Source organism: Mesorhizobium sp. M1182 (assembly GCF_040318335.1).
Taxonomy (GTDB): domain Bacteria; phylum Pseudomonadota; class Alphaproteobacteria; order Rhizobiales; family Rhizobiaceae; genus Mesorhizobium.
Map to the genome: position 1 here is coordinate 36,368 of NZ_JAMYMD010000038.1, position 15,411 is coordinate 51,778.

6 protein-coding genes are annotated in these 15,411 nt (G+C 64.3%); all 6 read left to right on the top strand.

Features of this window, described 5'->3' with window-relative positions; all coding sequences use genetic code 11:
- Nucleotide 1: 1 nt before the first annotated feature.
- The 6 genes from hutG to NKH33_RS28685 all read left to right on the top strand — a co-directional run bounded on the left by hutG (nt 2) and on the right by NKH33_RS28685 (nt 15,190).
- A complete protein-coding gene (gene hutG, locus NKH33_RS28660; protein ID WP_352922675.1) occupies nt 2–820 on the top strand; it encodes an N-formylglutamate deformylase in 819 nt (272 codons plus the stop codon).
- A gap of 32 nt (nt 821–852) precedes the next feature.
- The gene (gene hutU / locus NKH33_RS28665) at nt 853–2,523 is read left to right on the top strand and encodes a urocanate hydratase (protein ID WP_352922678.1); all 1,671 of its coding nucleotides are present in this window, start codon (nt 853–855) and stop codon (nt 2,521–2,523) included.
- Nucleotides 2,524–2,531: 8 nt separating this feature from the next.
- Nucleotides 2,532–3,119 carry a HutD/Ves family protein gene (locus NKH33_RS28670; protein WP_352922680.1) on the top strand — a complete coding sequence of 196 codons (588 nt, stop codon included), beginning with the start codon at nt 2,532–2,534 and terminating at the stop codon, nt 3,117–3,119.
- Between the two features lie 267 nt (nt 3,120–3,386).
- Nucleotides 3,387–11,957 (top strand): glycoside hydrolase family 94 protein, encoded by an 8,571-nt coding sequence (locus NKH33_RS28675; protein ID WP_352922683.1) that lies wholly within the window; start codon nt 3,387–3,389, stop codon nt 11,955–11,957.
- 363 nt (nt 11,958–12,320) lie between these two features.
- The gene (locus NKH33_RS28680) at nt 12,321–14,090 is read left to right on the top strand and encodes a glucan ABC transporter ATP-binding protein/ permease (RefSeq protein WP_352473659.1); all 1,770 of its coding nucleotides are present in this window, start codon (nt 12,321–12,323) and stop codon (nt 14,088–14,090) included.
- 347 nt (nt 14,091–14,437) lie between these two features.
- On the top strand, nt 14,438–15,190 hold the full coding sequence (locus tag NKH33_RS28685; protein WP_352449240.1) for a heme ABC transporter permease: 753 nt from the start codon (nt 14,438–14,440) through the stop codon (nt 15,188–15,190).
- Nucleotides 15,191–15,411 lie beyond the last annotated feature (221 nt).

The following is a 15,411-nucleotide window of genomic DNA, read 5'->3' on the forward strand; positions in this document are numbered from 1 at the left end:
GATGACCTCACCCTCCTGGCTCACCGTCACCCAAGGCACAGCACCCCTGCTGGTTTCGATCCCGCATACCGGCATCGATCTCGCCGGCCTCGACAGCCGGCTGGTCTCGCCCTGGCTCGGCCGCCGTGACGCCGACTGGTGGATCGACAAGCTTTATGACTTCGCCGAGAGCCTCGGCGCGACGGTCGTGCATACGGCGATTTCGCGCACCGTTATCGACGTCAACCGTGATCCGTCCGGCGTTTCGCTCTATCCCGGCCAGACGACGACCGGGCTCTGCCCGACAGAGACCTTTGACGGCGATCAGCTCTACCGCAAGGGTGAAGAGCCGGGGCCGTCTGAGATCGACGAGCGCCGCGAGAAGTTCTTCGTACCCTATCATGCCGCCCTGCAGGCTGAGATCGACAGGCTGCACGCTTTGCATGGGAAGGTCGTCGTCTATGACTGCCATTCGATCCGCTCGGTGCTGCCGCGCCTTTTCGAAGGCAAATTGCCGGTCTTCAATCTCGGCACCAATGACGGCAAGAGCGCCGATCCGACGCTGCAAGCGACGGTTGGCCAGATCCTCGCCGAAACCCGCGAGAGTTACGTCGTCAACGGCCGCTTCAAGGGCGGCTGGATCACGCGCCATTTCGGCCAGCCGCAAGCCGGCGTCCACGCGCTGCAGATGGAACTCTCCAACCGCGGCTATATGCGCGAGCCCGAAGGCAAGGGCGAACCGGCTAACTGGCCGGTGCCTTACGAGGCCGAATTCGCGGCGCCGATCCGCGTCACGCTGAAGAAGATCCTGGAAACCGCGATCGCCTGGGCCGAACGCTGACGCGCGGTGCACCTCACTCGAAAGGGACAATCATGACCGATCCTCGCCACAACATCCGTGAAGTGCGCAGCCCGCGCGGCAGCGAGCTCAACGCCCGCACCTGGCTGACGGAAGCGCCGTTGCGCATGCTGATGAACAATCTCGACCCAGACGTCGCCGAAAACCCCAACGAGTTGGTGGTCTATGGCGGCATCGGCCGGGCGGCGCGCACCTGGAACGATTTCGACCGCATCGTCGCCTCGCTGAAGACGCTTGGCGACGACGAGACGCTGTTGGTGCAATCGGGCAAGCCGGTCGGCGTGTTCCGCACTCATCCTGACGCCCCGCGTGTGCTGATCGCCAACTCGAATCTCGTGCCGCACTGGGCGACATGGGAGAAATTCAACGAGCTCGATAGAAAGGGCCTGATGATGTACGGCCAGATGACGGCCGGCTCGTGGATCTACATCGGCACGCAAGGCATCGTGCAGGGCACCTACGAGACCTTCGTCGAGGCCGGCCGCCAGCATTATGGCGGCAATCTCAGGGGCAAATGGATCCTGACCGGCGGCCTCGGCGGCATGGGCGGTGCCCAGCCGCTCGCCGCGGTGATGGCCGGCGCCTGCTGCCTGGCCGTCGAATGCGATCCCGACCGCATCGATTTCCGGCTGCGCACCCGCTATGTCGATGAGCGCGCCGACACGCTCGACGAGGCTCTCGAAAAGATCGAGCGCTGGACCAAAGCCGGTGAAGCGAAATCGGTCGGTCTTGTCGGCAACACCGCCGACATCGTGCCGGAACTGGTGCGGCGCGGCGTGCGCCCCGACATCGTCACCGACCAGACCTCGGCGCATGACCCGCTCAATGGCTATCTGCCCAAGGGCTGGTCGCTGGCCGAGTGGCGCGAGAAACGCACCTCCGATCCGAAGGCCGTCGAAAAAGCTGCCCGCGCGTCGATGCGCGAGCATGTCGAGGCGATGGTGGCGTTCTGGAACGCCGGCGTGCCGACGCTCGACTACGGCAACAACATCCGCCAGGTGGCGAAGGAGGAGGGGTTCGAGAATGCTTTTGCCTTCCCGGGTTTCGTGCCGGCTTACATCCGTCCGCTGTTTTGCCGCGGCATCGGCCCGTTCCGCTGGGCAGCGCTTTCCGGCGATCCCGAGGATATCTACAAGACCGACGCCAAGGTGCGCGAGCTGACCCCCGGCAACACCCATCTGCACAACTGGCTCGACATGGCGCGTGAGCGCATCGCCTTCCAGGGCCTGCCGGCGCGCATCTGCTGGGTTGGGCTTGGCGATCGCCACCGGCTCGGCCTCGCCTTCAACAAGATGGTCGCCAGGGGCGAACTGAAAGCGCCGGTGGTCATCGGCCGCGATCACCTCGATTCCGGCTCGGTCGCCTCGCCGAACCGCGAGACGGAGGCGATGAAGGACGGCTCCGATGCCGTTTCCGACTGGCCGTTGCTCAATGCCTTGCTCAACACCGCGTCCGGCGCCACCTGGGTGTCGCTGCACCATGGCGGCGGCGTCGGCATGGGCTTTTCGCAGCATGCCGGCATGGTCATCGTCGCCGACGGCACGCCCGAGGCGGCCAAGCGCCTGGAGCGGGTTCTGTGGAACGATCCGGCGACCGGCGTCATGCGCCACGCCGATGCCGGCTATGAGATCGCGATAGAGTGCGCCCGGGAGAACCAGCTCAACCTGCCCGGCATTTTGGGTTGAGCCGCGCCTTGCACATCCTTCGGGCAGCCGAATACCGCTCGATGCCGTGGAAGAACGGCGGCGGGATGACGACGGAGATTGCCGTCTCGCCGCCAGGTGCCGGGCTCGACGATTTCGACTGGCGCGTCTCGATGGCGCGCGTCGAGAGCAGCGGCCCATTTTCCGGATTTGCCGGCGTCGACCGGACCTTGGCGTTGCTGGAAGGCGAGGGCATGATCCTCGACATCGCCGGCCGGCTACCGGTCGAAATCACCAAGGCTTCCGCACCGCTTGCCTTTCCGGCCGACGTGCCGACGCAAGCCACGCTGATCGCCGGTCCGATCACCGACCTCAACGTTATGACCCGCCGCGCCCGGGCGATCCACACGGTCGAGAGCCTGCTGATTTCGGCTCCGACGAAGATCCCGGCCGAAGCCGATGAAACACTCATCCTCTGCGTCGACGGCGAACTCAGCGTGGCCGGCGCGGCGCCCATGCAACTGGGGCGGCTCGATGCGCTGTTGCTTGGGGCGCAAGCGCCGGAACTGCGCCTCGATCCGGTCCGGCCGGCCATGCTGTTCGTGATCCGCATCGACCGCATTGCCGGCAACGATTAACGTCTGTTTCCAAACATGATCGTGACGCCGGCCAAATATCGCGTAAGCTGGTCGCTGCATCACGAAAAAGCCTGAATCTTCCGCCGATCAGAAGCCGAAACGATGCTCATAGTGCTCGCCTGGAAGTTGTCGAAAGACGGCATCTTGTCGTGGTGCGGAAACAAACTTTCGGCCAAGTGTTGCGATGCAACCAATTGCATTTGGACCGGTTTTAGGGACATTGCCGTGGCGGTGACGCCGCACTGCGTCCCCAACACGGAACCTTAGATGAATATCCAGACCAATCTCGCACAGATCGAAAAGACGAGCGCCAGCTTCCCGGCTGTCACCGACGAGCCGATACGCTCCAATTTCCTGCCGGAGGATCGCCTGCGCGCTTTGGGCGCAGCCCTTGCCAATGGCGATGCCAAGGATTTGTTCGGTCTGACGCCTTTCGATTTTCAGGCGCGCATCCGCGACAGCGCCAGGAAAATTCTCGATGTCTACCGTTCCACGAACGCTGCCCAGGCGAGGGGCGAAACGATCACGCCCGCGGCGCAGTGGCTGCTCGATAACAACTACCTGGTCGAGGAGACCATTTTTCAGGTCAAGCGCGACCTGCCGCGCCGCTTCTATCGTCAGTTGCCGACGCTGAAACTGTCGGATGGATCCAGCGTGCCGCGCGCCCTGGCGGTCGCGTGGACCTATGTCGCGCATTCCGACAGTTCCGTCTCGTCGGCCATGTTCAAGGCGATCGTCGAAGGCTTCCAGTCCGTCGAGCCGCTGAAGATCGGCGAATTATGGGCGCTGCCGTCGCTGCTGCGCTTCGTCCTGATCGAGAACCTTCGCCGGATCGCGGTCCGCGTCAATCGCACGCGGGAACTGCGCCAGATCGCCAACGAGGTCGCCGACCGTGTGCTGGCGACGGACGACAGCGCCGACCGGCAGGCGATACTTTCCCACTACAGCGCCCATGCGCAGGACACCACCTTCGCCACCCAGTTGCTCTACCGGCTGCGTGACGGCTCGCAAAATGCCGGCAGGGCGCTGGAATGGCTGGAGGGCGAGCTGGAACGGACCGGCTCCGACGCCGAGGAGATCATCCTCAGCGAGCACCACACGCTGTCCAGCGGCAACGTGACCACCGGCAACATCATCCGCGGCCTGCGCCTGATCAACGACATCGACTGGACGGTGTGGTTCGAGGGCGTCAGTCGCATCGACACCTTGCTGCGCGAACGCACCGATTTCGCCGCGCTCGATTTCTTTTCCCGCGACCAGTACCGGACTGCGATCGAGGAGCTGGCGCGCCGTTCCGATCTCTCCGAATTTCGCGTTGCCGAAAGGGCGATCGAGCTCGCCGGCCATGCTGCCGCTGCACCGGGCTCCGAAACCGGTCCGATCGCTCACACCGACGTCGGCTTCTTTCTGGTCGGCCCGCGCCGGCAGGAGCTCGAGCGGTCGATCGGCTACCGGCCGACCATCGGCAAGACGCTCAACCGGACCTTCCGCAAGACCGGATGGCTGGGCATTGTCGTGCCGGTGTTTGCGCTGACGGTCCTGCTTCTGGTCGTTTCCGGCAATGCGCTTGCCAATCTCGGCCTGTCGGTGCCGTCGATCGTCCTGATGCTGGCCCTGTTCGCGGTGCCGGCCAGCGAAGGCGCGCTCGCGTTCTTCAACACCGTCGTCTCGCTGTTTTTGAAGCCGACGCGTCTCATCGGCTATGATTTCAGGCACGGTGTGCCGCCCGAGGCGCGCACGCTGGTGGTGGTGCCGTCGCTGATCGGCTCGCGCGACGATGTCGAGGAGAACATCCGCAACATCGAGGTGCATCACCTCGCCAACACGGCGGGCGAAGTCTATTTCGCGCTGCTTTCCGACTGGCCGGACTCCAAGACCGAGATCGATACGGCGGATGTCGAAATCCTCGAATTCGCCCGCGCCGAAATCGCCAGGCTGAACGCCCGCTATCCCTCGGAAGGGGCGCCACGCTTTTATCTGCTGCATCGGCGCCGGCTCTACAACGCGTCGCAAGGCGTCTGGATGGGCTGGGAGCGCAAGCGCGGCAAGCTGCACGAATTGAACCTTCTGCTGCGCGGCGACAGCGACACCACCTTCCTGCCGTTGGAAGTGCCATTGCCGGAGAGCGTCGTCCACGTGATGACGCTGGACGCCGACACCCGCACCACCCGCGACGCCGTCGCTGCGCTGGCCGGCAAGCTTTGCCACCCGCTCAACCGTCCGCATTTCGATGTCGCACGGCGCGAGGTTACGGCAGGTTATTCCATCCTGCAGCCGCGCATCACCGCGTCGCTGACCAGTGGCGACGAGGCGTCGTTCTTTCAGCGTGTCTTTTCCGCCAATCGCGGGCTCGATCCGTACGTCTTTGCCGTGTCGGACCTCTACCAGGACATCTTCGGCGACGGTTCCTTCACCGGTAAGGGTCTCTACCATGTCGACGCCTTCGAGGCGGCGCTGAAGGGCCGCATCGAGGAAAACACCATCCTCAGCCACGATCTGCTCGAAGGCGCGCTGGCGCGATCGGCTTTGGTCACCGACGTCGAACTGGTCGAGGACTATCCGACCCGCTATTCGGTCGACGCGTCGCGCCACCATCGCTGGGCACGCGGCGACTGGCAGCTTCTGGGCTTCATTCTTGGCCCGCGCTCAAACGTGCCGGCGCTGTCGCGCTGGAAGATGGTGGACAATCTGCGCCGCTCGGTGACGCCGATCTTCTGGGTGATGGCCGCGATCGCCGGCTGGACGCTGCTGCCCTTCACGCAGGCCGCGCAATGGCAGGCGCTGCTGATCCTTACGCTGTTCATGGCGCCCACTTTCGACATCGTCAACGCCATCCTGCCGAAGAGCGGCGATCAGACGCCGCGCGGCCATTTCTCGGCACTGGCACGCGACGTTGCCTTCGGCACCGCCCTGGTGGCGCTGAAGATCGTGCTGATGGCGCATCTTGCCTGGATGATGGGCGACGCGATCATCCGCACGCTCTACCGCCTGTTCGTCAGCCGCCAGAACCTGCTCGAATGGCGCACCGCCTCGCAGGCACACAAGGGCGGCGACAACGATCTCGGCTCCTATTACAGCATCATGTACGGCGCGGTGATCATCGGCGTCGTCGGCCTCGCCGTGCCGGTGCTGGCCGATTCCACCGGCGCCTTCGTCGCCTTCTTCTTTGCCTTGTTCTGGATCGGCTCGCCCGCCATCGCCTGCTGGATCAGCCGTTCGGCCGAAACCGAGGACCGCCTGCGCATATCGGCCGCCGACATCCACGCGCTGCGCACCGTGGCGCGGCGTACATGGCACTATTTCGAGACCTTCGTGACGGCCGAGCATCACCATCTGCCGCCGGATAATTTCCAGGAAAGCCCGGCCCCCGTGGTGGCGCCCCGCACCTCGCCGACCAATATCGGCGTCTACCTGCTGTCGGTGATTTCGGCACGCGATTTCGGCTGGATCAGCCTCTCCGACGCCGTCAACCGCATCGACGCGACCATGTCGACTATCGAGAGCATGCCGCGCGACCGCGGCCATCTCTTCAACTGGTACGACACGACGACCCTGAAGCCGCTCTACCCGCTGTACATTTCGGCGGTCGACAGCGGCAATCTCGCCGGCCATCTGGTGGCCGTGGCCGCTGCCTGCGCCGAATGGGCCGAAGCGCCGTCGGTGCATGTGCAGGGCGACTTCGAAGGCATCCTCGACACCGTCACCATCCTCGACGAAAGCCTTGAGGAACTGCCCGACGACCGGCGTCAATTGCGGCCCTTGCGCCAGCGGCTCGCCGACCGTCTCGACGGCATGCGGCGGGCGGTCGAATTGATCAAGGCGCAGCCGGAGATGGCGTCGATCCGTACCATCAACCTGGCCGTCCTGGCCGGCGAGATACGCAAGCTCGCGACAGCCATCCACACCGAGGCCGCGTCGACCCAGAGCGACACCATCGCCGATTGGGCGGCCAGGCTCGAAGCCACCTGCGAGGCGCATGTGCACGACGCGCACAGCGACGAAAACGCGGTCGCGGCGTTGCGGGCCAAGCTTCTGACCTTGCGCGAGCGCACGCGCCGCTTCGCCTTCGAGATGGATTTCTCGTTCCTGATGCGGCCCGAGCGCAAGCTCCTGTCGATCGGTTACCGGGTCGAGGAGCATCAGCTCGACGAAAGCTGCTACGACCTTTTGGCGTCCGAGGCGCGGCTGACCAGCCTGTTCGCCATCGCCAAGGGCGATTTGCCGACCGAGCACTGGTTCCGGCTCGGCCGGCCGATCGTCGAGATCGGCTTCCAGGGCGCACTGATGTCCTGGTCCGGCTCGATGTTCGAATATCTGATGCCGCCGTTAGTGATGAAGGAGCCGCAAGGCAGCATTCTCAACCAGACCAGCAAGCTCATCATCAAGCGCCAGATCCAGTATGGCCGTTCGAAGAACGTTCCCTGGGGGATTTCGGAAGCGGCCTACAACGCCCGCGACCGTGAACTGACCTACCAGTACACCAATTTCGGCGTGCCCGGGCTCGGCCTGAAGCGCGGCCTTGGCCAAAACACGGTGATCGCGCCTTACGCGACCGTGCTGGCAGCGCAGTTCACGCCGCATGAATCCGTGCAGAACCTGGCCAGGCTGAGGCGGCTGGGCGCACTGGGCCGGCACGGTTTTTACGATGCGGTGGATTTCACGCCGCAACGCGTCCCCGAGGGCACCGACCACGCCGTCGTGCTCAACTACATGGCCCACCACTCCGGCATGTCGATTGCCGCAGTTGCCGATGCGATCTTCGAAGGGCGCCTGCGCGACCGCTTCCACAGCGATCCGGTGATCGAGTCGGCCGAATTGCTGCTGCAGGAAAGGGCGCCGCGCGACATCCCGACTGCGACCGTCAGGACCGAGGCCGACGAGCGCTCGAAGGACGAGACCGAGCTGGAAAGCCCGGATACCCGCATCGTGCTCGATCCGCTCAGGGCGCTGCGCTCGACCAGTGTCATGTCCAATGGCCGCTATTCGGTCATGGTCACCGCCACCGGCTCCGGCTACAGCCGCTGGGGCGAACTTGCCGTCACGCGCTGGCAGCCGGATCCGACCGAGGACCGCCTTGGTTCCTATATTTTCCTGCGCGACGCCAGCAGCGGCGACTGGTGGTCGGCCACCGCCGAGCCGAAGCGCGCCGCCGGCGAGCGTGCGCAGACGCTGTTCTCCGACGACAAGGCGAGCTTCGTCAAATCGATTGGATCGCTGCGTTCGGAAGTCGAGTGCATAGTCATCTCGGAAGGCAATGGTGAGGGCCGACGGGTGACGCTCCACAATGATGGCCCCGCCGACCGGCATATCGAAGTGACCTCGTTTGCCGAACTGGTGCTGGGCTCCGAGCCCTCGGATAATGCCCATCCGGCTTTTTCGAAGATGTTCGTGGAAACCGAGATCGCGCCGAACAACGGCGCGATCTTCGCCACCAGGCGCAAGCGCGAAAAGGACGAGCCCGACGTCACCATGGTGCATTTCGTCACCGACCCGTCTGGATCGGCGCGAGACGCCGAGGCGGAAACCGACAGGCGCGCCTTCATCGGCCGCGGCCGCACCATCACCGAAGCGGCGGCCTTTGATCCCGGCGCCAAGCTTGGCGGCCATTCCGGCTTCACCCTGGATCCGATTGCATCGCTTCGCCGGCAGGTGCGCGTGCCGGCCAACAAGAAGATTTCGCTGACGTTCTGGACCGTCGTCGGTACCCATCGCGCCGAATTGGATGCCGCCGTCGCACGGCTCGACCATCCCGAAAGCTTCGCCCGCCAGGCGATGCTCGCCTGGACGCGCTCGCAGGTGCAGACCCGGCACCTTGGCCTCAGCCTGTCCGACGCCGCCAATGTGCAGAAGCTGGCGCGCTATCTGATCTATCCCGATCCGTTCCTGCGCCTTCCGGGCGAATCCATCGTCTCCGGGCTCGGCAGGCAGTCCAGCCTGTGGCCGACCAGCATATCCGGCGATTTTCCGATTTTCCTGGTCAGGATCGCCGATGTCGCCGATCTGGAGATCGTCGCCCAGGCGCTTCGCTTCCAGGAATACATGCGCGCCCGCGGCATGATGATCGATTTTGTCGTCGTCAACGAGCAGGCGTCATCCTACGTGCAGGACCTGCAGCGCGCGGTGGAGACGCTGTGCGAAAACAGCCGATTGCGCGGCAAGGAGCTCGGACCCCGCCAGCACATCTTCGCGGTGCGCCGCGATCTGATGGAGGAAACGACCTACAGGACCTTGCTCGCCGTCGCTCGGGTGGTGCTGCATACGCGCAACGGCACCATCTTCGACCAGATCGAGCGTGCCGAGGCCGCGGCACTGCAGGCGCGGGACGCCGCCCTCCAGCCGGCAGACCTTGCAGCGCTTCGCGAGCCGTCCTTGCCGGTGCCGACGTCGCAAGTATCTGCCGCCCAGGCACTGATCGAGGGCCGCGTCGACGGCAGCGGGCTCGACCAATGGAACGGTTTCGGCGGCTTCGACGGCGGCGGACGCCACTACGTCGTGCGTCTTGCCGGCCGGCGCACGACGCCGCAGCCGTGGATCAACGTCATCTCCAACCCATCGTTCGGGTTCCACATTTCGGCTGAAGGCGCTGCCTTCACCTGGAGCCGCAACAGCCGCGACTATCAGTTGACGCCATGGTCGAACGATCCGGTCACCAACCGGCCGGGCGAGGGCATCTACATCTACGATCACGCCAGTGGCAGGGCGTTCTCGCCAATGGCTGCCGTGGTGCGTGATCCGACAATGACCTACGAAACCTGGCACGGGCAGGGTTTTTCGACGTTCCGCTCAAAACGCGGGCCGCTGTCGATGGACCTGACCCATGTCGTCGATCCCGTCGATCCGGTGAAGATATCGCGGCTGCGCATCCAGAATTCGGGTTCGGTGCCGATGCGGCTGCGCGTCTACGCCTATGCGGAATGGGTTCTTGGCGGCCATCGCTCGCGCACCGCTGCAAGCATCGTTCCGTCGAGGGATGCCGCAACCGGCGCATTGCTGACGCAAAATCCCTATGGGCTCGATTTCGGCGAGCGGATCGCCTTTCTGGCCGCCGACGGTGCTGTGCATTCGGTCACCGCCGACCGCGGCGAGTTCATCGGCAGGCAAGGCACGAGCGAGTTTCCGCATGCCGTGCTGAGCGGCGCCGGCCTGTCCGGCCGTGTCGAGGCCGGCGACGATCCCTGCGCGGCCATCGCACGCGACATCGACATCGCTGCCGGCGGCGACGTCACGCTGCTCTGGCTGCTCGGCGACGCGGCCTCACCCGAGGAGGCCAGCGCGCTGGTGCAGACCCATCGCTCCAGGGATTTCGATCAGCGGCTGGCTGACAACGAGCGCACATGGCGCGGCTTTCTCGACACCATCCAGGTCGAGACGCCGGACAAGGCACTCGACGCCATGGTCAATCACTGGCTGCCCTATCAGAGTCTGGCCTGCCGCATCCGTGCCCGCTCTGCGTTCTATCAGGCGAGCGGTGCCTTCGGCTTCCGCGATCAGTTGCAGGATACCTTGGCCTTGCTGGCGCATGACCCCAAGCTGGCGCGTGATCAGATCCTCAACGCGGCGCGGCGGCAATTTCCCGAAGGCGACGTGCAGCATTGGTGGCTGCCGCGCACCGAGGCCGGCGTCCGCACCATGATCTCGGACGACGTGGTCTGGCTGGCCCACGCCACGGCCCGTTACCTGCTGGTGACCGGCGACACCGCGATCCTGAAGGAGCAACTGCCCTTCATCGAAGGGCAGGCGCTGGGCGAAGGCGAGCACGATGCTTTCTTCATCCCGGAAATCTCGAAGAAGACAGCCTCGCTCTACGACCATTGCGCGCGGGCGCTCGATCTTGCCGTCAAGCGCAGCAGCCCAGCCGGGCTGCCGCTGATCCTCGGCGGCGACTGGAACGACGGCATGAACCGCGTCGGCGAGCACGGCAAGGGCGAGAGCGTGTGGCTGGGCTGGTTCCTGCTGAAGACGCTGGGCGACTTTGCCGCTGTCGCCAAGGCTGAGCGCGATGCCAAGCGCGTGCAGGCCTGGACGAAGCACGCCGAGGTGCTGAAACGGGCGCTGGAAAGCACCGCCTGGGATGGCGAGTGGTATCGGCGCGGCAGTTTCGACGACGGCACGCCGCTCGGCTCGCGCAAGTCGGACGAGTGCAAGATCGACTCGATCGCCCAGTCCTGGAGCGTGCTTTCGGGCGAGGGCGACCCGGCGCGGTCGACCACGGCAATGGCGCAGGCGATGAAAGCGCTCGTCGACGACGACCTCAACATCATCAAACTGTTCACCCCGCCCTTCTCGAAGACGGAAAAGGACCCGGGCTACATCAAGAGCTATCCGCCGGGGGTCCGTGAAAACGGCGGCCAATACACGCACGCGGCAACATGGTTCGTCATTGCGCTCGCCGAAATGGGCCGCACCGACGATGCCTACCGCTGCCTTTCAATGCTCAATCCGGTCTACCATGCGCGCGATGAAGCCGCGGCAGAGCGCTACCGCGTGGAACCTTATGTCGTCGCGGCCGATGTTTATTCCGGGCAAGACAAGGGCGGCCGCGGCGGCTGGACCTGGTATACCGGGTCGGCGGGCTGGCTTTATCGCGCCGCGGTCGAGAGCATTCTCGGCATAGAGCGCCGCGGACAGCGCCTCCAGTTCACGCCGAGGCTTCCTAGCCATTGGGACGGCTATTCGGCAACTCTGAAGATGCTGGGCGCCGAGATCAAGGTACGCGTCGTCCGCGACAAAAAGGCCCGGGCCATCTCACTTGAAGTGAATGGCACGAAGACCAAATCTTCGTCCTTCGAGCCAAAAGCCGGAGATAGCGCCGAGGTGGTCGTCAGAATACCGGCCTAGATTCAAGGGTTTGGAGCGTCGCTTAGCGTTCCCAGGGCACGCACGGGCGCTCCAAGTGCCTCTACCGGTTATATTTGCGTTTGACCTTGCTGAATGCCTGCACACGACTTTAGACGTCGTGCCCAGGGTCTTGCTGATTAAAATTGTGGCAGTGCTTTCGAGCTGCCATGATTTTGCCGCAACGCTGACATTTCACCTTTTATCTCAAACTGTTAGACGATCACGGCAAATTTCGAAGCGTCGTCATCTTTTGTTCGCGGAATGGGAACGGAAGAGCTAGACGAGCATTGTTTTGCGACGCGTCAACCGATACGAGTCAAAAAATGACGCACTGCACCATAAATAATTGGCGGAGTAGCTGAAGTGTCACTTCTGCAAATCTACTGGCGAGCCCTTGGTTATCTCGCTGCCGACAGGAAACGCGTTGCGTTTATCTGCGGGGCGAATGTCGCGCTTGCCATTATCGCCATTCTCGAGCCGATCATGTTCGGCCGGGTGATCGATGCCATTTCGGACCGCGGCTCGGTATTCGCGACGCTCGCAATGTGGGCCGGCCTCGGCGCGTTCAACATCATCGCCTTCGTGCTGGTGGCGCGCGGCGCCGACCGCTTTGCCCACCAGCGGCGCAGCGAGGTTCTTTGCCAGTCGTTCGAGCGCGTGATCACCATGCCGCTTGCCTGGCATCATCAGCGCGGCACCTCCAATTCCCTGCACACGCTCCTGCGCGCGGTCGAGACCTTGTTCAGCCTCTGGCTGGAATTCATGCGGCAGCATCTGTCGACCGCGGTTGCGTTGGTCCTGCTGGTGCCCACCGCGCTCAGCATGGATATCCGCATGTCGATGGTGCTGCTGGCGCTTGGCGCGCTCTATGTCGGCATCGGACGGCTGGTGATGCGGCGCACCAAGGAAGGCCAGGCGGCCGTGGAGCGGCACTACCACAAGGTATTTGCGCATGTGACCGACTCGGTCAGCAACGTCGCCGTCCTGCAGAGCTACAACCGCATCGGCCATGAGACCGAGGCGCTGAAGTGCTACGTCAAGAACCTGCTCGACGCACAGAATCCGGTGCTCGACTGGTGGGCGATGGCCAACGCGCTGCACCGCCTGTCGTCGACGATTTCGATGATGGTGGTGCTCTTGATCGGCGCCTATCTGGTGACGCACGGCCAGTTGCGCATCGGCGACGTCATCGCCTTTACCGGCTTTGCCACGCTGCTGATTGCCCGGCTCGACCAGATGTCGGCCTTCGCCAACCAGATTTCCGAGGCGCGCGCCAAGCTCGAGGAATTCTATCATCTCGAGGACTCTGCATCCGACGCCGCCGAGCCCGATGGGCTGCGCGATCTCGTCAACGTCACCGGTCATGTGCGTTTCGAGAATGTCTGCTTCGAGTTCGGCAATTCCGGGCAGGGCGTCGACGACGCGTCGTTCGAGGTCCAGGCCGGCCAGACCGTCGCCATCGTCGGCCCGACGGGCGCCGGCAAGACGACGCTCATCAACCTTCTGCAGCGCGTCTTCACCCCGTCCAGCGGCCGTATCCTGATCGACGGCATCGACACCCGCACGGTGACCCGCAAGTCGCTGCGCCATTCGATCGCCACCGTCTTCCAGGATGCCGGCCTGCTCAACCGCTCGATCGAGGACAACATCCGCGTCGGCCGCGCGGAGGCGAGCTATGACGAGGTCCATGCCGCGGCCAATGCCGCCGCCGCGCAGGATTTCATCCTGTCAAAGAGCGAGGGCTACGACACGGTCGTCGGCGAACGCGGCGGACAGCTGTCCGGTGGCGAGCGCCAGCGCATCGCGATCGCCCGCGCCGTGCTGAAGGACGCGCCCATCCTGGTTCTCGACGAGGCGACCAGCGCGCTCGACGTCGAGACGGAAGACCGCGTCAAGGACGCCATCGACGAATTGCGGCGCGGCCGCACCACCTTCATCATCGCCCACCGCCTGACCACCGTTCGCGACGCCGATCTGGTCGTGTTCATGGACAAGGGCCGGGTGGTCGAGATGGGCGGGTTCACCGAACTGTCGCTGCGCAACGGTCGCTTCGCCAGCCTGCTGCGCGCCGGCGGCCTGCTCAACGACGAGGAGGTCCGCCGCCTCAGCCGTCCGGTGAACGAAGCCGCCTGAACGCTTTCCCTTCTCCCCTTGTGAGATCCACAGTGGAAGGCGGGCTATCGCAGGTGGAAAGCCGAGGCTTTCGCTCTACGATGTACCCCCACCCCTAACCCCTCCCCACAAGGGGGAGGGAGACTTCCGTTGGCGCTGACCTCGGCAAATTTGCCTGCCTTTCGGCGCCAAAAGGGGAAGTAAGGGCATGCGGCAGCGTTCCCTCCCCCTTGTGGGGAGGGTTAGGGTAGGGGGTCCATCTTCGTAAGAATCCAAATGCGATTGCCCCGCCGTTCACGGGGAGAACGGGAGACGCCGTACCGCCGCTGCGGTTGCCGCAACTCCGCCGGCGGTCTATGTAAGGCGGCATGAGCGACACGACTTCACGCCTCTCCGGCTGGATGGACCTTGCCAACCCGACGCGGTTCGTCGGGCTGGCCGACAAGGTCGTGCCGTGGCTGGCGAGCGTTGCCGCCATCATCCTCGCTGTCGGCCTCTACATGAGCTTCGCGGCGCCCGAGGACTTCCAGCAAGGCATCACCGTTCGCATCATGTATATCCACGTGCCTTTCGCCTGGCTCGCCATGATGTGCTACACGCTGATGGCGGTCTCGGCACTGGGCACGCTGGTCTGGCGCCATCCGCTGGCCGACGTGGCGCTGAAATCGGCGGCACCCATCGGCGCCGTCTTCACCGCCCTTGCACTGATCACCGGTTCGATCTGGGGCAAGCCGATGTGGGGCACCTGGTGGGTATGGGACGCGCGGTTGACCTCGGTCTTCATCCTGTTCCTGATGTATCTCGGCATCATCGCGCTGACCCGCGCGCTCGACGATGCCGGGCGCGCCGCGTGGGCCGCCGCCATCATCACCCTGGTCGGCTTCATCAACATTCCGATCATCAAATTTTCGGTCGACTGGTGGAACACGCTGCATCAGCCGGCGTCGGTGTTCCGGCTCGGCGGCCCGACCATCGACCCAAGCCTGTTGTGGCCATTGCTGGTGATGGCACTCGGCTTCACCGTGCTTTTCTTCGCGCTGCACCTAGCGGCGATGCGCACGGAAATCCTCCGCCGCCGAGTCATTTCGATGCGCCGCGTCGCGGCAAGGCAGGCTAACTGACCGCCGTCGAGTTCCTTCGCGCCCCCCTCTGTCCTGCCGGACATCTCCCCCTCAAGGGGGGAGATTGAATGTCACGTATCGTTTCGCCAATCGCGAATGTTGAAAGAGAGGCGAAGCTACCGATCTCCCCCCTTGAGGCAGGGGAATCGCATATGGCGATTTTGGGGTTGAGTTTAGGCTGAGAAAGGATTCTTTGGAGAGGCAGTTGAGCGAAGGAGCGA

Coding starts and splice junctions, on each gene's coding strand:
- hutU (WP_352922678.1), top strand. CDS start 853: ATGACCGATCCTCGCCACAACATCCGTGAAGTGCGCAGCCCGCGCGGC.
- NKH33_RS28685 (WP_352449240.1), top strand. CDS start 14,438: ATGAGCGACACGACTTCACGCCTCTCCGGCTGGATGGACCTTGCCAAC.
- NKH33_RS28675 (WP_352922683.1), top strand. CDS start 3,387: ATGAATATCCAGACCAATCTCGCACAGATCGAAAAGACGAGCGCCAGC.
- hutG (WP_352922675.1), top strand. CDS start 2: ATGACCTCACCCTCCTGGCTCACCGTCACCCAAGGCACAGCACCCCTG.